Origin of the sequence: Novosphingobium aeonii (assembly GCF_052279045.1) — a bacterium.
Classification (GTDB): domain Bacteria; phylum Pseudomonadota; class Alphaproteobacteria; order Sphingomonadales; family Sphingomonadaceae; genus Novosphingobium.
Window position 1 is genome coordinate 2,503,788 of sequence record NZ_CP176832.1, and the last position, 20,506, is coordinate 2,524,293.

Sequence of the window (20,506 nt, forward strand, 5' to 3'; positions counted from 1 at the left end):
CCGACGGACAGGGCGCCCGGTGAAACTACTTCCGTTCGGCCTCGATCTCGTCAAGCGTCGTCCTGGCGAGTTTCAGGAACTTCAGGGTATCGACCTGCGCCGAAGGAATGTCCTTACGGAAAGTGGCGAAGCCGTGGACGAGGCCCTTTCCTTCGTAGTAAGTCGTTGGAACGCCTGCCGCGATAAGCTTCGCCGCATAGGCGCGCCCCTGATCCCGCAACGGATCGAGACCGGCCGTCACCAGCACGGTCGGCGGCAATCCGGCCAGATCGCCAAGCAATGGCGACGTCCGCAAGCTTTTCGGATCGGCGGCATAGTGCTGGCGGAAATAGACCGTAACGCTGTCATCAAGACCATAGCCCGTGCCGAACTGGCGAAGTGACGGATACTCGTTCACGAAATCCGCAGCAGGGTAGATCGGCAACTGCATGATGACCGGAACTGCCGCCGGCTTGTCGCGCAGCGCCGCCGCAACGATCAGGGTCAGGTTCCCGCCGGCGCTGTCTCCGCTCAGGACCAGGCCGGTGACACCGAGACCAAGCGCCTTGCCGTTACCCGCGATCCAGCGCGCAGCCGCCTCGCCATCGTCCGGTGCCGCGGGCCAGGGATGTTCGGGAGCGAGCCTGTACTCCACCGAAACAACGGGCAGATCCAGTTGGCGCGAGATTTCGGCTGCCAGAGCCGCATGAGTCTCCACGCTGCCCAATACGAAGCCGCCGCCGTGATAGAACACCACGACCGGTCCGGGCCCGCGATCGGCGCGAACGTCAAACACCCGTAGCGCCATCGCACCGCCCGGCCCCGGCATCTCGAATTTTCGATCAACCGCAAGATTGCCGACCGGAAGATCGCGAGACGGCATTGCCGAGGGCGGCAACTTGCGAATTTGGGCGATTGTTTCGGCGGTCAAAGGAGGCAGCGGCTGTGCACTGGAAGCCCTGAGATAAGCCTCCACATCGGGTCGGACATAAGGCGCCGCCTGCGTCACGCCGACTGCAGCATCCTTCGCCGCGAGGTGGGCCGGTGCGGCCAGTGTCATGAAAACAGAAAGCAACAGCCCCGATCGGCAGGCACGATTCTTCGAATCGGTCATGAAATGCATCCTCTCCTCCCCTGTAGGGAGGGCTGTTTTACGTATGCATTTCACGCTTGGCGAGCGGGAGACTACTGCATCCCCCGCTCCTGCATCAATAAACGCCGCCCTGTTGCTCGGCAAAGTCCTGCGCCTCGCCGGCGGCGGCGGCGGCCGAGGCCTGCCGTGCTTCCTGGGCACCGCGAATTTCGGAAACCAGCGCATCGCGGCGACGGGCGAACTCGTCTTCCGGCGTGTACTGCCGCGGCTCCGTATCGGGCTTGAAAGCTTCCCAGATGACCGCGGCCTTGGGATCGTTGCCAGGCTCGACACCCATGACCTGCTTGCCGGTCACCCGATCGATGCGCACCATCCTGATCCCCGCCGGAGCGACGAAAGGCTGCACGCCCCACCTTGCCCTCGTGGCCTGGACGACCTGCTTGAAGATCGGCGCCGCAATCCGTCCGCCTTGCGCGTATCCGCCAAGCGAACGCGGGGAATCGTAGCCGAGATAGACGCCGCCGACATAGTCCTGCGTCCCGCCCACGAACCACACGTCCGTCGGGCCGTTGGTCGTACCGGTCTTGCCGAACATCGGCATGTTGAGATCGCGCAGGGTAACGGCCGTGCCGCGGGTAACGACACCTTCGAGCATGTGGACCACCTGATAGGCAGTGCCCGCATCGATCACCTGCTTGCCCTTGCGGTCTATGCGCGGCATCGGTTTGCCGTCCCACTCGGCCATATTGCAGGTATCGCAGCGCCGGTTGTCGGCCTTCCAGATCACCTTGCCGTTGCGATCCTGCACATAGTCGACCACCGAGGAACCGAACTGGACACCGTTGTTGGCGAGCGCCGAATAAGCGTTGACCATGCGTGACACAGTTGTCTCGCCAGCGCCCAGCGCGAACGAAAGGTACGGCTTGTATTCGCCGATACCCACCGTCTTGAAAGTCTTGACCACGCGCGACATCCCGGTGTCGTTGGCAATGCGTACCGTCATCAGGTTTCGCGACTGCTCAAGGCCCCAGCGCATCGTGTGGCTGCCGCTTCCGCCTGCTCCGCCAAAGTTGCGGAAGCATTTGTCACCCAGTCCCGCACCCTGATAGACACAGAATGTTCCATCAAGGACCTGCGTGGCGGGCGTCATCCCGTATTGGAGACCGGTCGCATAGACGAAAGGCTTGATCGTCGAACCCGGCTGGCGCTCGGCCTGGATGGCGCGGTTGAAGGCATCGAGCCCCGAATCGAAACCGCCCTGCATCGCCATCACGCGGCCGGTCGCCGGCTGTTCGATAACCATCCCGCCGGACACTTCAGGAATAGTGCGAACCGCATAAGTGCCTGCAGAAACAGGTGCAGCCGCCACGAGATCCCCTGTCTTGGCAAGGTCCGGCACATTGGTGAGCGCGGCGATGTTACCGTCCGAGAACCCGATGCGCCCGGTCGAACCGCTGCGATCGAGGATCACGCCGATGCGCCAATCCTTGTAGTCGATCGTCTTGTTGGAGACGATCAGCTGGGTCTGCCACGAGTCCAGGTCGTTGATATGGGCAATCGGGTGCGCCCAGGCGCGGTTGCCCTGATAGCGCAGGAGACCGGCACGAAGGCCGTCCCGCACCGCGTCCTGCATCTGCGTATCAAGGGAGGTGCGAACCCAGAGCCCGCCCGCATAGACGCTGTTCGGCCCATCCTCGGCCTTTTCGCCATACTGGTCGATCAGACGGCGGCGGACTTCCTCGATGAAGTAGCCATTGCCGGTCGGATAGGTTTCCGCGCGCCGAGGAATGAGGCCGAGCGGCTGAGACTTGGCGGCTTCGGCATCGGCGCGGCTGGCCCAGCCATTCTCGACCATCTGGCCGAGCACCCAGTTGCGGCGCTCGATCGCCATGCCTTCATATTGCTTGCGACCGTAGCGCTCCGGCGCCTTGGGCAGGATCGCCAGGAATGCCACTTCGTGAAGCTGGAGCTGATCTACGTCCTTGCCGAAGTAGGCGCGTGCCGCAGCCTGAACGCCGAAGCTCTGCCGCCCGAGGGGAATCTCGTTAAGGTAGAGTTCGAGGATCTGCTGCTTGGTCAACACGCCTTCGATGCGGCGGGCGACGACCATTTCCTTGAGCTTGCGGGTGACCGAATATTCGTCACCGATCAGGATGTTCTTGGCGACCTGCTGGGTGATCGTCGAACCGCCCCGGGCCCGTCCGCCGGTGCCGAGCTTGGAGGCATAGTCCACCACCGCCCCAGCCAGACCGGTCACATCGACACCGCCGTGCGTCCAGAAGGTCTTGTCCTCGGCCGAGAGGAAAGCATCCACCAGCGGCCTGGGAAAATCGACATATCGCAGCTGAACGCGCCGCTCACGGGCATAACTGTAGACGATCTCGCCATCGATCCCGCGAACCATGGTCGGCAGCGGCGGCTGGTATTCGAGCAGCTTGTTGGCGTCGGGAAGGTCGTGCGTGAAACTTACCCAAAGGCCACCTAGAACGACCAGACCGGCACCTGCGACGTAGCTTAGGCGCCGCAGCCCCTTGCGTTCGCGCCAAGCCCTGCCCAAGCCTGAAAAACGGCCTGCAAATCGCCCGCCAGCTCCACGACGGATGCGGTAATGGGCGTCCTCGGGCGGCTGTTCGGAGCCGTTCTCGATGATCTCGTCGGTCATTGCGAGTGCCCTCTAGCACGCCCCTTTCGCGCAAGGCCAGACGCGCCGCGCTCTTTTCGTCGCAGTGCCCGTCCTGCCTGCGCCCGCGGCTCAGCCACCACCGTTCCTTGCGAAGTACGCGCGGATCGCGCGGGCAGCGGCATCGGCGAGCGCCTGTTGACCGGCCCGCGAAGTCAGAACCTGAGCATCCCCCTGATTGTTGATGTATCCCGTTTCGAACAGGATCGAGGGGATGTCCGGCGCCTTGAGCACGGCCAGAGCCGCCGTCTCCACCTGTTCCCGGTGGAGCCCGAGACCTGCCGCGCGCAGTTCGCGCAGCACCAGTTCGCCCGCCTGCGTGGACCCCGCCTGGGTTCCGCGCTGCGACAGGTCGAGCAGGATCGCGCCGACGCTCTGGCTGGTCTGCGAAAGAGCGACGCCGTTCACTCGTCCGGCCTCGTTCTCCCGCGCGGCAAAACGCTCGGCCGCCTCGCTCGACCCTTTTTCCGACAATACATAGATGCTCGCGCCGCGCGCCGAATCGCTGTCCGCGCTATCCGCATGGATCGAAACGAAAAGATCCGCTCCAAGTCGGCGCGCCATATCGGGCCGGTCCGGCAGGGAAATGAAGCGGTCGGTATCGCGCGTCAGCGCTACCCTCACCCCGCCGCCCTCGACCAAACGATTGCGCAGCATCAGCGCGATCCGCAGCGCAACCGCCTTTTCCTTGACCTCGCCCTGCCCGGCTCCGGGATCGAAGCCGCCGTGCCCTGCATCGATAACGACCAGCGGCCGGCTCGAATCCGCAGGACCGTCGACGCGCGGCAGGTCGACCGGCGTGCCTGCCGCGGGCATGTCGAAACGAACGACGTAATCGAGATCGCGCGGAGAAACGAAGAAACGCGGTCCCACAACCGCCAAAGCGATCGCCAGCGCCAGGGGCGCGGAAAGGATCATGACCAGCTGGATGCTGCGCGACATGGAGTTTTGACTAGGATCGCATGATCGCCCCCGCAATACTGCCGATCCGCCCTTTTCCCCCATTTTTACGCCTCGCACCGCAATCCCGGCAGTGATCCTGCATGGCGTTCGGCAATGAACTTGCCCTGCGGGACCATGGGAACTTGCCGTGCCGGGCCATGGATGCTAGGCCAATTCGACCCGGGGCTCGGAAGCTTTCGGTCCTCACATGCCGGACAGACACCACACTGGATGGTGCCGGACAGGATCGGTCAAGCCAGAACCCGGCCGTCAAAGCCGGAAAATCCGTTCCGGAACCAACAGGTTGACGCGAGAGATGAGAAGCCAATTGCCGCTATGCCAGCCAGTCCCCGAAAGGGCGTGGGCGGTATCGCAGCAATTTTCCGCGTGTCCGAATTCGCCACGCGCACTTCCGCTCGCAGACACGCCGGCCATCCGCAAGGTTGCCGGCCCCTCCGCCGCCCTGACGGCGGCAGACACGAAAACAGTCGCACTCGGAGCGCTGGATTGCTCCGTTTCCACACTTACCCCCGCCCGCGTCGAGACGCGTCCTGCCGCATCCGGCAGACCCAAGGCTTTCGCAGCGGGCATCATCGAACAAACTCGCGCCACTTCGGCTGATCCGGCCGGAGCAGAGCGCGTCTGGAGAATACACAATGGCAACGCGCATGCTCATCGATGCGCGCCACCCGGAAGAAACGCGGGTGGCGGTACTCAAGGGAAATCGCATTGAAGAGTTCGATTTCGAATCAGCCGACAAGAAGCAGATAAAGGGCAACATCTACCTGGCGAAGGTCACCCGCGTGGAACCTTCGCTTCAGGCGGCCTTCGTCGATTTCGGCGGCAATCGTCACGGATTCCTCGCCTTCAGCGAAATTCATCCCGACTATTACCAGATCCCCAAGGAGGACCGCGAGGCCCTGCTGGCGGAAGAAGCCGCCCATGCCGAGGAAGAAGCCGCCCTGCGCGCTTCCGAAGGCGATGACGAGGACGAGGAAGGCGGCGAAGGCTACGACGACGGCGGCCTGACCGAGGTAGACACGTCCGAGAAGGACCATGTCGCCACGATCGAGGACGGCAACGTCGAGAACGGCTTCGACAATGCCGAGGACGGCGAGGAAGAATCCGCCGACGAAAGCAACGGTGAGGCATCGGGCCGTGGTCGCCGCGGCCGTGGTCGCCGCCAGGGCGGCCGCAACTCGGGCCGTTCGAAGGAAGCCGATGACCTGCGTGCCCGCCGCATGGCGCTGCGTCGCCGCTACAAGATCCAGGACGTCATCCACCGCCGCCAGGTGCTGCTGGTGCAGGTCGTCAAGGAGGAGCGCGGCAACAAGGGCGCGGCCCTCACCACTTACCTCAGCCTCGCGGGCCGCTACTGCGTGCTCATGCCGAATTCGAGCCATGGCGGCGGCATCAGCCGCAAGATCAGCTCGGCCTCGGACCGCAAGCGCCTGAAGTCGATCATCGCCGAGCTCGACCTGCCGCGCTCGATGGGCTGCATCGTCCGCACCGCCGGGCTCCAGCGCACCAAGACCGAAATCAAGCGTGACTTCGACTATCTCGCCCGCCTCTGGGACGAGCTGCGCGAAATGACGATGCGCTCCGCCGCGCCGGCGCTGATCCACTCGGACAGCGATCTCATCAAGCGCGCGATCCGCGACATCTACAACCGCGACATCGAGGAAGTGATCGTCGAGGGCGAGGAAGGCTATCGCGCGGCGAAGGACTTCATGAAGCTCCTGATGCCGAGCCATGGCCGCAAGGTTAAGCCCTATGCCGATCCGGTGCCGCTGTTCCAGCGCTTCGGCGCCGAGGACCAGCTGACCGCGATGTACGATCCGGTCGTGCAGCTTCGCTCGGGCGGCTACATCGTCATCAACCCGACCGAAGCTCTGGTTTCGATCGACATCAACTCGGGCCGCGCCACCAAGGAGCACGGCATCGAGCAGACGGCGGTCGCCACCAACCTCGAAGCCGCGCAGGAAATCGCGCGCCAGCTTCGCCTGCGCGACATGGCCGGCCTCGTCGTCATCGACTTCATCGACATGGAGTACGGCTCCAACGTCCGCAAGGTCGAGAAGGCGGTCAAGGAAGCGCTCAAGAACGATCGCGCTCGCATCCAGGTCGGCCGCATTTCCAGCTTCGGCCTGATGGAAATGAGCCGCCAGCGCCTGCGTACCGGCGTTCTGGAAGCGACCACCCGCTCCTGCCCCCACTGCGACGGCACCGGTCTCGTCCGCACCGCCAGCTCGGCAGGCCTCTCGGCGCTGCGCCTCATCGAGGACGAAGCCGCCAAGGGCAAGGGCATCGTGGTTTCGCTCTTCGCGTCGACCGAAGCGGCCATCTACCTGCTCAACGCCAAGCGCACCGACCTGGCCGACATCGAGGACCGCTACGGCGTCAACGTCGAAGTGATCCCCGAGGGCGAGAACGAAGGTGCGAAGATGCGCGTCATCTCGTCGGGTCCGCGCAACGAGTTCGTGCCCCGCTTCGATCCGATCGCCGAAGACGTCGAGGATGATTTCATCGACGAGGAAGAGGAAGAGCTCGAGGAAGAGAACGAGCGCGAGGAAGCGCGCGAGCGTGGTGACGACGGTGAAGGCGGTTCGCGCCGCAAGCGCCGCAAGCGCCGCCGTGGCCGTGGCCGCGATCGCCGCGACGAGCAGGGTTCGGACGAAACCTCCGAGGACGATGCCGAGGCAGAGACCGAAGAAGGCGAAGCCGAGAGCGACGCCGATGCCGACGCAACCGAGGAAGGCGCTGCGCCGGCAGCCGAGGGTGACGAATCGGATGCGCCGCGCAAGCGTCGCCGCCGTGGTGGCCGCCGCCGGCGTGGACGTCGTGGTGACGAAAACGGCGAGAACGGTTTCGCATCCGAAGCCGGTGACGAAGGCACCGAAGAAGGCACCGAAGCGGAAGCTCCTGCCGAAGTGGTCGCCGAAGTCGTCGTAGCGGCAGAGCCTGTCGTGACCGCCGAGGAAGCTCCCGCCAAGCCGAAGCGCAGCCGCCGCAAGAAGGCCGACACTGCAGAGGCAGTTGCCGAGGCTCCGGCCGAAGCCGCAGTCGAGCCGGTTGCCGCCGAAGCCGAGGAAGCTCCCGCCAAGCCGAAGCGCACTCGTCGCAAGAAGGCCGACACCGCAGAGGCAGTTGCCGAGGCTCCGGCCGAAGCCGCAGTCGAGCCGGTTGCCGCCGAAGCGGAGGAAGCTCCCGCCAAGCCAAAGCGCACCCGTCGCAAGAAGGCCGACACCGCAGAAGCGGAAGAGGCTCCGGCAGCAGCACCTGCCAAGACGGCGACCAAGGCGGCAAAGGCTCCGGCCAGGTCCCGTTCGGCTACCAAGCCCGCCGAGGGCGAGGAAGCTGCTGAAAAGCCGAAGCGCACCCGTCGCAAGAAGGCCGAGCCGGCAACCGAAGTCGCGGCCGCGGCAGAGGAACCGGCAGTAACCGCCCCGGCGAACGATGAGTTCGCCGCTGAAGCCTCGAACGGCGAAGATGGCGACTCGGCCGAACAGGGCGGTCCGCGTCGCGGCTGGTGGCAGCGCACCTTCGGCAACTGACGAAGGCGTGCCGCGGGAAAGAACCTGAAAAGGTCTTTCCCAGGCCCAGGATCAAAGGCCTCGCACGGAAACGTGCGGGGCCTTTTTCCTGTGTTCGATGCAGCGGGAAGTCGGCCAGGATGCATTTCCGGCACGCCATCCGACCGACGATGCAAGCCATCGAAGGGCCGAAACCGCAATTCCACTGACACTGGCCCTTGCCCCGCGCGACTGAATCGCTAAGGGGACTTTCAGTCGCGGTTCATGCCGCAGTGCAAGATCACGGGGATTTCTTCATGGCGACCTTCACCCTCCCGGCCAACAGCAAGATCAAGAAGCAGGGCAACGTCCACAAGGCCGAGGGCGCCGCGCGCGTGAAGAAGTTCACCGTCTACCGCTACGACCCGGACTCGGGGCAGAACCCGCGCTACGACACGTTCGAGATCGATCTCGACAATTGCGGCCCGATGGTTCTCGACGCGCTCATCAAGATGAAGAGCGAACAGGACCCCAGCCTGACGTTCCGCCGTTCGTGCCGCGAAGGCATCTGCGGTTCCTGCGCGATGAACCTCAACGGCAAGAACGGCCTCGCCTGCACCACCGCGATCGAGGATCTCAAGGGCGATATCCGCATCACCCCGCTGCCGCACATGGAAGTCATCAAGGACCTCGTCCCCGACTTCACGCATTTCTACGCGCAGTACGCCTCGATCCGCCCCTGGCTGCAAACGGTTTCGACCACGCCCGGCAAGGAGCGCCTGCAGAGCCCCGAACAGCGCGAAAAGCTGGACGGCCTCTACGAATGCATCCTGTGCGCCTGCTGCTCGACCTCCTGCCCGAGCTACTGGTGGAACTCCGACAAGTTCCTCGGCCCGGCGATCCTGCTCCAGGCCTATCGCTGGCTGGCCGACAGCCGCGACGAGATGACCGGCGAGCGCCTTGACGAGCTGGAAGATCCCTTCCGTCTCTATCGCTGCCACACCATCATGAACTGCGCCAACGTCTGCCCCAAGGGCCTGTCGCCGGCGCGCGCCATCGCCGAAATCAAGAAGATGCAGGCCGAGCGCCAGGTCTGAGCCTCCCGGCTCGATCACCGGCAAGCGAATCCCACGTGTCGTCCGATACAGCATTCATCCATGAGCCGGCTCCGGGGAACCCGGGCTGGCTTACCTGGAACCTTGAAGACGACACCCGCTTCAATGCGGTGGGCCTCGGCCCGATGATCATCAGGCGCGAAGGCGAGCGTAGTGCCCGCGTCCGCCTGATCGATCTCGAAACGCGCCACAGCAACATGCACGGCAACGTGCATGGCGGCGTCACCCTTGCCTTCATCGACGTTGCCATGTTCGCGACGATGTTCTGCGTCCTGGGCGCCGAAGTCACGGGCTCCGTTACGCTGGACCTCCACAACCAGTTTATCGGTGCCGGCCGCATCGGCGCGCCGCTGGACGTGGTATGCGAGGTCATGCGCGAAACCGGCCGCCTCGTGTTCCTTCGCGGAACCGCCGAACAGGGTGACAACCTCGTGTCGAGCTTCGTCGGCACCCTGCGCAAGCCGAGCCAGCGATGACCGCGATGCTCGAACGCTACGAAGCTCTTGTAGCCACCGGCGAACTGCGCTCCGACCCCGAGCAGGCGGCCGCGGCGGAACGGCTCAACCAGCTTCAGCGCGAAGTCTACAAGGCGCAGACATCCACCGGCTTCCTCGGCAAGCTGCTCGGCAAGAAGGCCCCTCCCCCGCGCGGTCTCTACATGTGGGGCGGTGTGGGGCGCGGCAAGTCGATGCTGATGGACCTGTTCCACCAAACCCTCGACATCGAGGAAAAGCGCAGAATCCACTTCCATGCCTTCATGCTGGAAGTCCATGCGCTGCTACGCGAGGAACGCCGCAAGGAAAGCGGCGATCCGATCCCGCCGGTGGCGACCACCATCGCGCGCAACGTCAAGGTCTTGGCCTTCGACGAAATGGTCGTGAACAATTCCGCCGACGCCATGATCATGAGCCGGCTGTTCACCCATCTCATCCTCGACGAGGGCGTGACGATCGTCACCACGTCGAACCGCGCGCCCAAGGACCTCTACAAGAACGGCCTCAACCGCGAGCACTTCCTGCCCTTCATTGCGCTGATCGAGAAGGAACTGGACGTTCTGACGCTCAATGGCCCGACGGACTACCGCCTGCACCGCCTCGGCGGCATGGCGACCTGGCACTACCCGCTAGGAGAGCCGGCGACCGAGCAGGTTCGAGAGGCATTCTACCGCCTGACCGACTATCCTCCAGAGGACAGCGACCACGTTCCGTCGGCCGAGCTCGACGTCGGCGGCGGGCGTATGCTGCACGTACCCAAGAGCCTCAAGGGCGTTGGCGTGTTCAGCTTCAAGCGCCTGTGCGGCGAAGCGCGCGGCGCGGCGGACTATCTTGCAATCGCACGCGCCTATCACACCGTCATTCTGGTGGGCATACCCCGGATGGGGCCGGATCGCCGGAACGAGGCCGCGCGCTTCGTGACTCTGATCGATGCGCTTTACGAGAACAAGGTGAAGCTGATCGCGGCGGCGGATGCCTCGCCTGAGGAACTTTACGAAGCGGGCGATGGCCACTTCGAATTCGAGCGCACGGTAAGCCGTCTCAACGAGATGCAGAGCGCCGATTACCTCGCCATGGGCCACGGCGAAGACTGAAAAGTTAACGATTTGCGAATCAGTCGTTAATGGAAATGCGCTTGAGGGCGCGCTTCCGTTAACGGATTTGCACGCCTGCGCTTCAGCACCCAGCCCCAGACCCAGCCCTCGCAAGGCAATAAAAAACGCCCGATTTCCAATAGTGGAAAGGGCGTGGCTGGCGGCCGCATCAGTGGCCTTATCTATCAATTTTTAGCGGATTTCCGCCAATTTTTCTTGAATTCGGAAAGAGTATATGCGGCGTTTCGAAGAAGAGTTCCACGAAACGCCGCATACGATTTGGTGATTAGCGGCCGTAGCTGCCCCAGTACCAGCTGTACATATCATTACCCCATGTGAACCGCCGCTATTTTGCGGCTGCCGACATGGATAACAACAGGTTAAGAAGTCATCAAGACTTTTTTAACCAGTTTGTCTGGGCTCCCTCCCCACGATTTGCGTGAGCAAATCCCGGAATGGTACGGGCCGGCTGACATAGTACCCCTGAATGGCGTCGCACCGCATGGTCCGCAGGATGTCGAGTGCGGCCTGAGTCTCCACACCCTCGGCCACGACGACCCGGTCCTGTGAATGCGCCATCTCGATGATCGACTGGACGAGCAGGAGGTCTTCCTTGTTTCCTTCCATCGCCTGGATGAACACCTTGTCGATCTTGACCTCGGTGGCAGGCAGATAACGCAGGTAGTCGATCGTCGCGTTCCCGGTGCCGAAATCGTCAATCGACAGCTGGACGCCGGACTGCACGAGCTTCTGGAGCATCTGGAACGTGCGCGAGCTGCGGTCGAGACGATCCGTCTCGGTGATCTCCAGGATCAGCTTGTCCGCAGGCAGGCCGTACGTTTCCAGGATTTCGGCGATCAGGCCGGGCAGGCCGGGATTACGAAGCAACTGAGCCGAAATGTTGACCGACATGGTCATGTCGAAACCGTTGCGCCGCAGTTCGACGGCGGAACGCACGGCATCGTCGATGACAAAGCGCGTGATGCGCTCGATCCGGTGGAACTCCTCGGCGATGCGGATGAACTTGTCCGGACTGATCGGACCGCGCTCCGGGTGAGTCCAGCGCACCAGCGCCTCGGCCCCGGTCACGCGGTTGCTCGCCACGTCGAGCTTGGGCTGATAGGCCACCCAGACCTCGCCATTGTCGATGGCGCGATCGAGCTGGGTCAGCAGCGAGATTTCCCACTGCGCCTCATGCTTGCGGCTGTCGAACTTGTAGACCAGTTCGTCGTTTCGCACGGCCTCCTCGGCTGACTGCATCGCACTGGCGACGCGGCTGGATACCGGGCGATCGAATTCCGAATCGATACCGCAGTTGAACGAGAGATCGATGTCGAGCCCGCCCACCTGGATCCCGTTCTGCACGATCCGGTGGAGGCCTTCGAGGTTCTCGAACAGATCGAAAGTGCTGCGGATCGTGGAGAGCCACATGAACATCCCGCCCTCGTGGTAAACCACGACTTCGCTGTCGCTGATGCGGATGCGACGGACGATCTCGTTCGCGACTTGCGCCTCCACGTGTTCGGCGAAGCTGCCGATGATCGCGCCGTAATTGCGGATCTGAAGCGCCACGAGGATCCGGCTCGAAACCGCGTCGTATTTGCGCAGCACCTGCACGCTGGGAAGGCCCGAGCCCGAGTTTGTCTCTCCGGCGACTTCGACACGGTCGAGGTTGCGCATGCGGAACACGGCTACGGTGGCCATCGCGATGGCCGGGAATACATCCACCTGGACGCGGAAATGATCCAGCATCAGCGGGAACAGGATAAGCACGACAACGAGGCCGCTGAAGCGATAGATGTCCAGCACGCGCCCGCGCCCAACACCCGTCACGATGACGACCAGCGCCAGCAGGAACGGGGGAATCCATCCCAGGACGAACGGCACCCCGTCCTTCAGGGTCTCTGCCGCGATGGCATGGAAGTAGCCGCCGGGAACATAACCCTGCATCGGCAGCGTATGGACGTCGTGGAACACCTCGGCGCTCGGCGCGATGATGATGTCCCTGCCGCGCACCGATTTCGGATCGAAGCGGCCCATCAGCACATCCACATAGCTGGCTGTCGGGATCGTCTTGTAATCGATCGAATAGTCCGGCTTGTAGACCGAGGACGTGCCTTCCTGCACGTCGGCGATCTTCGCCGAAAGGCTCGGGATGACACCGATCGGACTGTCGGACGCGAACGGGAAGCTCGTGCTGAGATTGAACGGATGGTCCAGGGCCAGCAGCGAAACCGCGCCGGCATCCTTTCTCAATCCCCGCGAAGGAATGACCGAGGCGTAATTGCCCATCGCGCCGTCCTTGCTGGGCATCGCGCCCAGGAAAACTCGTCCGCGATATTTGGCGAAAGTCGCAAGAAGTTCGTCGCGGCCGACGGTTTTCTCGTGATCGTTCAGGAAGCGGTCGAAGAAGACCCGCTTCGCGCCGGCATCCATCAGATTGCGGATTACCTGGGCATCGTTCGCACGCGAAACGTCGAGGACCTCGAGTTCCTCAAGCGTCTTTCCGTCCTGCAGGACCATGACGATCTCGCCCTTGGACGGGTGCATGCGAAGCCATGTCCGGCCATTGACCAGAATGTCCTCCAGAGGGAGGCCTGCGCCGGTAACGCCCAGAAACACGCCGGTCAGCACCGCCCAGAAGACGATCCTGAATCTGGCGCTCTTCCAGACTTTGGCAGCCCGCGCGCCGAGGTCAGACATGATGGCCTCGCAAACTCATCCCCTCTTCGTCCCTTCGCAGGATACGGCCTCCCTTCACGGAAAGCGTCCGCATTTCAATCATGTACTGGCGACCTGCTATGTTCATGCACGTCCTGCGAATGACGTTTCGATGCCGGGTTAGAGCAAAGGTCCTAAGAATAGGTTAGGTTAACAAGGCTTCACGATCGAATTCGCGTAACCCTGCTAGCCCGCATTCAAGCCGGGCGCAGCGGCGAAATCAGGCGATACCCAGACGGGTGAGCGACTTGTCGAGCATGAGCAATTGCCAAAGGAGGCGGGAATGATCCGCCCTCCCGGCGATATGTTCCTCCACCACGCCCGTCAGCCGCGCTCCATCCAGCCACCCGGTGCGGGCCAGCGCCGCACCCGAGGCGATCTCCCGCGCGGATTGTGCAAGCGGTCCCCGGAACCACTGGGCGATCGGCGTGACGAAACCCTGCTTGGGGCGGTAGAGAATCTGGTCGGGCAGGAACCGCCGCATCGTGCGCTTCATCAGCCACTTGCCCTGCCCCCCGCGCACGCGCATCGATTCGGGCAGGCTTGCCGCGAATTCGATCAACCGGTGATCGAGCAGCGGCTCTCGCGCTTCAAGGCTCACCGCCATGCTGGTGCGGTCCACCTTGGTGAGGATGTCGCCCGGTAGCCAGTGCTTGAGATCGGCGTACTGCGCACGGTCCAGCCCCGAACGGGCGGGTGCACCGCGCATCAGTTCCAGCAGGCCGTGTTCCGCACGGTAATCGCCGCGCAGTTTTCGAAAATCGCCGGAGTAGAGCCCATCCCTCAGTTCGGGCGGGGTGAAGCCGATGGAACGGGCGTATCCCTCGGCGCTGTCCCCCACGAGGGAGAGTAGCGTGGACCTGGCGCGCAACGGACGCGGCGCCCAATCCGCCTTGGGATAAATCGCCCCCAGTGCACCGAACACCGGCCTGCGGATCGCCTGCGGCAAGAGGCTGCGAACGCGGTCCTCGCCATGCTGGAACACGTGACGCCGATAGCCCGCGAACGCCTCGTCCGCACCATCGCCCGACAAGGCCACCGTCACCGATTCGCGGGCGAGCTGGCACACTCGCAAGGTCGGCAGTGCGGAAGCATCGGCAAAGGGCTCGTCGAACATCGCCGCAAGCTGGTCGATCGCCTCGAAATCGTCGGGAGACACCTGCCGCGCCCGGTGGTCGGTCGCGAACTGCCGCGCGATCTGCGTGGCGTAACCGGTCTCGTCGAGTGCGGCGACGTCGAAGCCGATCGAGCAGGTCTTCACCGGCTGCGTGCTCTTTTCCGCCATCAGCGCGACGACACTGGAACTATCCACCCCACCCGACAGGAACGCGCCGAGCGGCACGTCCGCCACCATGCGAGAGGATACGGCCTCGCGCATGAGGTGGAGCAGTTCCGCTTCGAGATCGTCGACCTTGCCCTTGCGCCTTTCGGCGAAAGACACGTTCCACCACTGCGCGGGCCGGGGCATCGGCGCGCCATGCCGCAGCAGCAGCGAATGACCCGCCGGAAGCTTCGTCACGCCCTTGAGAATGGAACGGGTGTCGGGGACATAACCCCACGCCAGATAGTCCTCGATCGCGAGCGGATCGATATCGCGGCGCAGCAGCGGGTGAGCGAGCAATGCCTTGAGTTCGGACCCGAAAGCGAGGCTCCCGTCGCTCAGCGGCGCAAGGAACAGCGGCTTCACGCCCAGGCGGTCCCGTGCGAGGAACAAGGTGCGGGCTTCGAGATCGTAGATCGCGAAAGCGAACATGCCGTGTAGCCGCGAGACGCAATCGGGGCCCCAGCGCTGCCATGCGGCAAGGATCACCTCGCTGTCGCCGTCGGTGCGGAATTCCGCCCCGCTCTCCCGCAGTTCACGGCGCAGTTCGCGATAGTTGTAGATTTCGCCGTTGAACACCAGCATCGCGCGGCCGTCGGGCGAGGGCATCGGCTGCGGCGATCCGGCAAGGTCGATGATCGAAAGCCGCCGGTGCCCCAGCGCCACGCCGGGCGCGGTCCAGACACCCTGCCCGTCCGGCCCGCGATGGATCATGGCATCGCACATGGCCGCCACCCGCTGGGGATCGACGGGCTTCGGCGTCTCGAGATGGTAAATACCGGCGATGCCACACATATCTGATGGCCTAGCGGAGCGCGGTGACGCGGTCCATCCACGAGTCCACCGGGCCGGTCGCTGCGATGAAACGCGCAATGGATTGCGCTGCGCGGTGGCCGGGATAGTCCTCGGATGAAAGGATCAGCATCGTCGTAGGCCTTGCGCGCAATACGAGGTGATCGCCGATGATCGCCAGCTTCAGCCGGGCATTGCTGCCGGTGAGCAGGTCCCCCGTATGGAACCAGGTTACCGCCAGACGCTCTACCTTCCCCTGTCCAAGCAGGCGCTCACTGCGGGCGTCGCGGAAAGCGGGGCCGGGAGCCTGCCAGGACCACGGGCTCGACGGGGTCAGCGCCCCCTGCCCGAAACCGCCGGCCTCCCGCCCCTCTCCCTGCCCCGCGTAAAGCGCGATGAACACGTCCACGCTATGGCCTTCGCCGTCGGCATAGCGGCCAAGCAGCCGGTGATCGGCACCTTCGGCGCGCGGCTCCCACCAGATCGCCGGAGCGTAATCGACCCGGTGCCAGCCTGCCACCTGCGGCATTTCGATGGCCTGCGGCAGCGGCGCATTTAAAGTCTCGGCCGCGAAGGCCCAGCTTTGCGCCGCGACGACCACGACAGCGAAGCCCACGATCGCGGCGATGCCGCTGATGCGCCCCTTATCCAGCCATGCCAGCACGCGCGACCGGGTGATCGCATCGGTATCGATCATCGGTCCGTCGAGCGGGCGGTCGAAGAAGCGCCATGCCCCCGCGATCACGAGCGCGAGCACGATGGCGAAGAAGAACCAGCCGTAGACGATATGATCGAAGCCCGCAGCCTTCTCCACGCCGACGATCTGCGCGGCGTAGATCGTGCCCCAGGCACGCACGCCATTGGCGAGAATGGGCACGACGAGGCATGCCGCCATCATCGCTGACCGCCGCTTCCAGCTGACGAAGCAGACGTTGGTCGCAAGCGTACCGAACGCGATCATCGCGATCAGGAACTTCACCCCGGAACAGGCCTCGGCCACTTCGAACAGACCGGCAGGCGTATCGATAAAGACCCCGTCCACCGTCGCGGGAATGCCGCTCAGGTGCGTGAGAGCGATGGTGATCTCGGCCGTGATCGTCTGGAGCGCCTCGACCAGTTCTTCCCCGAAGGGTACGAGAAAGGCCATGTAACAGAGCGGAAAGAACAGGCCTGCCGTTACGCGCGGGCCGAGCAACAGCGGCACGGCAGATCCGAGCATGGCCACCGCCCCCGCCTGACGGGCAAGGTCGAGCCCTGAAAATGCGCCGAGCACCCAGAGGAACGCGGCACCGCTCATCGGGATCAGCCCGGGCCACCAGGCCTCCGGCATGAGCCGGACCAGTTCCGCGCGGCGCTGCCAGACAAGCCAGCCCAGAATCGGCGGGATCAGGATGATGTGATTGTACGTGGAAATGTCCCACCACTGGCGCCCCATCGCGGCCCAATCGTCATGGAACACCGCAATCAACGCCAGCATGACCGCACCGACGCGGATCAGCGCCGCACGCCAATGGGCTGGCAGCGAGCGCCAACGTCCCGCAGGCACGCCGGCAGTCTCCAGAGTGGCGGTTTCAGGCGGCATCGCTCATGCTCCCCGACTTCAGGGCAATCAGGCGTGGAAGGTCTGCCAGCGCTGCCCCCCAACTTGCGTGAGCGCCGATCCATTCCCGCGCGTCTTGGCCCATGGCCCGCGCCCGCGCGCTATCCCCGGCGAGTGCGATGACAGCCTCCGCCAGGGCCGCGTCGCTTTCCGCTACGAGAAAATCGCGGCCATCTTCAGCCTCGATCCCCGTGGCGGCGCCCGGAGACAGCACCGTGGGCAGGCCCATCGCCATGGCTTCAAGCACCTTGTTCTGCACCCCGCGCGCGATTTCGAGCGGGACCAACGCCATGTCGGCAGCCGCGATCCAGGGGCGGATATTCTCCACCCGGCCCCATATGTGCACGCCGCCGTGCCCGTGGTGCGCCATGAGCGAGGCTGGCGGATTGCGCCCGACGACATGCAGACTGGCAGCCGGCAGGCGGCGGCGCACCAGCGGCAGGATTCGCGCGATCGCGCGTTCGACTGCCGCCACATTCGGCGCATAGTCCATCTGACCGGTGAAGATCAGGCGCGGGCCGTCGATAGCCACCATGCGTGGCTCTGGCACCGCCTTCGTCGGATCGAAAAGCGCGCTATCCAATCCGTTGCCCATCGGCTCCACCGCGCAGGCGGGATCGCCCAGCCGTGCGGCGAACAACGCCGCTTCGGCCTTGCTCACCAGCAGGGTCACGTCGGCCCGGCGCGCGATCCGGGCTTCCTCGGCCCTCAGCAACCGCCCTTCGCGCCGTTCCATCCAGCTTCGAAAACCGCGCCCCGCCGCGCCATAAGCCTCGAACTTGGCGGAATCTACATCAACCAGATCGACGATCAGGCGGCCACGGAAGCTCTGCGGAACATACTGCGCCACTTGGCCTGAAAAGACGAAGATGGTGTCGATCGGCCGGACGCGGAGCACTTGCTCCACCCAGTTCGCCATGCGCCGGTCGTGAAACGCGGTCAGACTGAGCGGACGTCCGGTTGCCAGAGATTCCAGCCCTGCAACCGGCAGCGATTTCGTACGGGCAAGCAGCAAGTGACTGGCGGATAACGCTGCAAGCTCTGCCTCGCAGCCATGATCGGCCGCATCGTCGGCAAAGCAGCCGACGTGAACGGGAGCCAGCCGGGCCAGCGCCTTGAGCACGTTGTGCGAACGGATCTTGTCTCCGCGATCCGGCGGAAACGGGATGCGGTGAGCCAGGAACAGGATTTCGCCCATCAGCCGATACCGCGCGCGATCAGCGGGCCCAGCCTATTGGCCACGGCAAGCGGCAGGCGTTGCCAGAGCTTGATCTGAAGCGAGAGCTTGCTGCTCGTCGGATCGGCTTCCCGCTTCGCGGCACCCGGCGCGGTCCAGATGGCATATGTCAGCGGTTCCGGTTCGAAACCCCAGTTACGCTTGAAGTGATAGGCGCCGCTGTCCGTCTTGGAGCGGCCGAAATCGAACGTCGTGCAGCCCCGCCGCCGGGCATGGAGCATCAGTTCGAAATACATCCGGTCATTGGCGCGCAGCTGGCGTGCTTCCCGGGTGCCGCCCCCCCAATAAGGCATTGCCGCGCCTCGATGGTAAAGCGTGATAACGCTCGCCACAGCCTGCCCCCGATGCCGCACGGTAAGGATGTCCGCATCGTCCCCGAAGGCATCAAGCACGGCATCGAGCAACTTGCGCGGAAAAACCGGTGTACCGAGATTGCGATAGCTCTCGGCAAAGACGCTGTAATGCGCGGCGCGATCGCGCTCGCTGCTGCCGATCTCCACGTGCAGGTCGTTCGCCAGTGCCTTGCGGACTTCGGCGCGCTGCTTGCGCGGTACGTCGAGCAATTGTGCCTCGTCGTCCGTGGCCAGGGCGCGGGCAAAGTTGCAGTGGCTTTCGGTCTTGATAGCCCAACCGCCATGCGGATCGGGCAGCTCGCCCCCTCGCAGTTCGATCGACGGGCAGGAGTGGCGCAGCGCAAGCTCCTCCAGCGCCGCGAACAGTGCCGCCGTATCGGTCCGCGCACCCGTGAGAAGCCCCCCGCCGACCGCAAAACCGGTGGAGGCCAGCAGCCGGCCGAAAACAGGTGAGTGTATCGCGTCAAGCGGCAGAAAGGCCGAGATCTCCCCGCAACGCTCCTCGACCAGCGCGAGCGCGCGATTCCCGGTTGCGCGGGCGACAGAGAGGAACCAGGCCGGACGGTGGAACGGGGTCGCCTGCGGATGACGGGCGGCGAACAGCTCCAGCCGCGCCACTTCGCCCGGATCGGCAAGATCGACCAGCCTGATCGTCCCCTGTTCCGGGGCGAACGGGGCGTTCATGCCGCCAGTGCCGCCGCGTGCTGCGCCTCGCGCGCGGCAAGTTCGTCCATCCGCCCCCAGCGGAAGTCCTCGATCAGGTGCCGCAACTTGCCCGCCATGGCACCCAGGTTGGTGTAATGCCGCAGCCGCGATCGCAGCGGCGCGTTGCCGACGCGCGGCTGGCCGGGATCTATTTCCCACGGGTGGAAATAGAACACTGCCGGGCGCCCCTGTGCATTCACCTGCCGGATCGCCCAACGCGAAAAACCGTATGGCAAAACGCGGAAGAAGCCGCCGCCACCGGCCGCCAGCCTGCGTCCGGCAAACGTTGCGGTCGTCACCGGGATTTCGACGAAATCGCTACCCGCCAGGGGATGGAAGGCGAAGCGAGGGGCCTCGCGCCAGCCGTAATGGTCGTGAGCGATGGGCGCGACGCTGGAGCTATAGGCGTAGCCCCGCCCGGCGAGCACTTCGAAGGCCCAGGGCGTGCGCGCATCTATCGAGAAGCTGGGCGCGCGGTATCCGGTCACCTTGACCCCGGCGGCGTCCTCGATGGCGTTGCGGCTCATGTCGAGATCGCGGCCGAATGTCTCGGCATTCATGCGAAACACCCGCTCGTGGTCCCAGCCGTGGCTGGCCAGCTCGTGCCCCGCCTCGGCGATACGGCGCAGCAATGCGGAATGACGCACCGCGACCCAGCCCAGCGTGAAGAAAGTACCCTTCACGCCCGCAGCGTCGAACAGTGCGAGAATTTCGTCGCAGTTGCGCTCGACACGCGTTCGTATCGCAGGCCAGTCCGCCCGGTCGATCACCGTCTCGAAAGCGCCGACCTGGAACCAGTCCTCCACATCGACGGACAGCCCGTTGACCGGTCTTGTGTCATTCATGGGATCCATCCTCGTGAAGGCGG

General features: G+C 64.3%; 13 protein-coding genes. 4 read left to right on the forward strand and 9 right to left on the reverse strand.

All coding sequences use genetic code 11. The features are described from left to right. Positions 1-25: 25 nt before the first annotated feature. The 3 genes from ACLIMP_RS12145 to ACLIMP_RS12155 all read right to left on the reverse strand — a co-directional run bounded on the left by ACLIMP_RS12145 (position 26) and on the right by ACLIMP_RS12155 (position 4,694). Positions 26-1,216 (reverse strand): alpha/beta hydrolase, encoded by a 1,191-nt coding sequence (locus ACLIMP_RS12145; RefSeq protein WP_324695681.1) that lies wholly within the window; start codon positions 1,214-1,216, stop codon positions 26-28. Beyond that, entirely contained in the window at positions 1,188-3,734 is a 2,547-nt protein-coding gene (locus ACLIMP_RS12150) for a penicillin-binding protein 1A (protein ID WP_324695683.1), read from the reverse strand. Before ACLIMP_RS12150 ends, ACLIMP_RS12145 begins: the two co-directional genes overlap by 29 nt. A gap of 90 nt (positions 3,735-3,824) precedes the next feature. Continuing rightward, on the reverse strand, positions 3,825-4,694 hold the full coding sequence (locus ACLIMP_RS12155) for an N-acetylmuramoyl-L-alanine amidase family protein (RefSeq protein ID WP_132468996.1): 870 nt from the start codon (positions 4,692-4,694) through the stop codon (positions 3,825-3,827). 656 nt (positions 4,695-5,350) lie between these two features. Here ACLIMP_RS12155 and ACLIMP_RS12160 point away from each other — a divergent pair. From ACLIMP_RS12160 to zapE, 4 genes are all read left to right on the forward strand, one after another. After that, complete coding sequence (locus tag ACLIMP_RS12160; RefSeq protein WP_324695685.1) at positions 5,351-8,248, forward strand: Rne/Rng family ribonuclease; 2,898 nt, start codon at positions 5,351-5,353, stop codon at positions 8,246-8,248. A gap of 275 nt (positions 8,249-8,523) precedes the next feature. Further along, positions 8,524-9,303, forward strand: a complete 780-nt coding sequence (locus tag ACLIMP_RS12165; RefSeq protein ID WP_132468994.1) for a succinate dehydrogenase iron-sulfur subunit — start codon at positions 8,524-8,526, stop codon at positions 9,301-9,303. 35 nt (positions 9,304-9,338) lie between these two features. Next, on the forward strand, positions 9,339-9,797 hold the full coding sequence (locus ACLIMP_RS12170; RefSeq protein WP_324695688.1) for a PaaI family thioesterase: 459 nt from the start codon (positions 9,339-9,341) through the stop codon (positions 9,795-9,797). Beyond that, positions 9,794-10,909, forward strand: coding sequence for a cell division protein ZapE (zapE, locus tag ACLIMP_RS12175; RefSeq protein WP_185997174.1), 1,116 nt, complete (start codon positions 9,794-9,796; stop codon positions 10,907-10,909). Before ACLIMP_RS12170 ends, zapE begins: the two co-directional genes overlap by 4 nt. A 402-nt stretch (positions 10,910-11,311) precedes the next feature. On the opposite strand, the gene ACLIMP_RS12180 is transcribed toward zapE, so the two are convergent. From ACLIMP_RS12180 to ACLIMP_RS12205, 6 genes are all read right to left on the reverse strand, one after another. Continuing rightward, the gene (locus tag ACLIMP_RS12180; protein ID WP_443477874.1) at positions 11,312-13,612 is read right to left on the reverse strand and encodes an EAL domain-containing protein; all 2,301 of its coding nucleotides are present in this window, start codon (positions 13,610-13,612) and stop codon (positions 11,312-11,314) included. A 238-nt stretch (positions 13,613-13,850) separates the two neighbouring features. Continuing rightward, positions 13,851-15,746 carry an XrtA/PEP-CTERM system amidotransferase gene (locus ACLIMP_RS12185; RefSeq protein WP_324695692.1) on the reverse strand — a complete coding sequence of 632 codons (1,896 nt, stop codon included), beginning with the start codon at positions 15,744-15,746 and terminating at the stop codon, positions 13,851-13,853. A 10-nt stretch (positions 15,747-15,756) separates the two neighbouring features. Next, on the reverse strand, positions 15,757-17,325 hold the full coding sequence (gene xrtA, locus ACLIMP_RS12190) for an exosortase A (RefSeq protein ID WP_324695694.1): 1,569 nt from the start codon (positions 17,323-17,325) through the stop codon (positions 15,757-15,759). Next, complete coding sequence (locus ACLIMP_RS12195; protein WP_443477875.1) at positions 17,315-18,541, reverse strand: TIGR03087 family PEP-CTERM/XrtA system glycosyltransferase; 1,227 nt, start codon at positions 18,539-18,541, stop codon at positions 17,315-17,317. The genes xrtA and ACLIMP_RS12195 overlap by 11 nt, the downstream gene beginning before the upstream one ends. Next, a complete protein-coding gene (locus ACLIMP_RS12200) occupies positions 18,541-19,617 on the reverse strand; it encodes a FemAB family XrtA/PEP-CTERM system-associated protein (protein WP_324695698.1) in 1,077 nt (358 codons plus the stop codon). The genes ACLIMP_RS12195 and ACLIMP_RS12200 overlap by 1 nt, the downstream gene beginning before the upstream one ends. After that, positions 19,614-20,483 carry an XrtA system polysaccharide deacetylase gene (locus tag ACLIMP_RS12205; protein WP_443477876.1) on the reverse strand — a complete coding sequence of 290 codons (870 nt, stop codon included), beginning with the start codon at positions 20,481-20,483 and terminating at the stop codon, positions 19,614-19,616. Before ACLIMP_RS12205 ends, ACLIMP_RS12200 begins: the two co-directional genes overlap by 4 nt. Positions 20,484-20,506: the final 23 nt, after the last annotated feature.

What these genes read in the sequence shown, in the direction of transcription:
- ACLIMP_RS12155 (WP_132468996.1), bottom strand. Translation starts at nt 4,694, where the DNA reads ATGTCGCGCAGCATCCAGCTGGTCATGATCCTTTCCGCGCCCCTGGCG.
- ACLIMP_RS12160 (WP_324695685.1), top strand. Translation starts at nt 5,351, where the DNA reads ATGGCAACGCGCATGCTCATCGATGCGCGCCACCCGGAAGAAACGCGG.
- ACLIMP_RS12200 (WP_324695698.1), bottom strand. Translation starts at nt 19,617, where the DNA reads ATGAACGCCCCGTTCGCCCCGGAACAGGGGACGATCAGGCTGGTCGAT.
- ACLIMP_RS12185 (WP_324695692.1), bottom strand. Translation starts at nt 15,746, where the DNA reads ATGTGTGGCATCGCCGGTATTTACCATCTCGAGACGCCGAAGCCCGTC.
- ACLIMP_RS12205 (WP_443477876.1), bottom strand. Translation starts at nt 20,483, where the DNA reads ATGAATGACACAAGACCGGTCAACGGGCTGTCCGTCGATGTGGAGGAC.
- ACLIMP_RS12165 (WP_132468994.1), top strand. Translation starts at nt 8,524, where the DNA reads ATGGCGACCTTCACCCTCCCGGCCAACAGCAAGATCAAGAAGCAGGGC.
- xrtA (WP_324695694.1), bottom strand. Translation starts at nt 17,325, where the DNA reads ATGCCGCCTGAAACCGCCACTCTGGAGACTGCCGGCGTGCCTGCGGGA.
- ACLIMP_RS12150 (WP_324695683.1), bottom strand. Translation starts at nt 3,734, where the DNA reads ATGACCGACGAGATCATCGAGAACGGCTCCGAACAGCCGCCCGAGGAC.
- ACLIMP_RS12180 (WP_443477874.1), bottom strand. Translation starts at nt 13,612, where the DNA reads ATGTCTGACCTCGGCGCGCGGGCTGCCAAAGTCTGGAAGAGCGCCAGA.
- zapE (WP_185997174.1), top strand. Translation starts at nt 9,794, where the DNA reads ATGACCGCGATGCTCGAACGCTACGAAGCTCTTGTAGCCACCGGCGAA.
- ACLIMP_RS12195 (WP_443477875.1), bottom strand. Translation starts at nt 18,541, where the DNA reads ATGGGCGAAATCCTGTTCCTGGCTCACCGCATCCCGTTTCCGCCGGAT.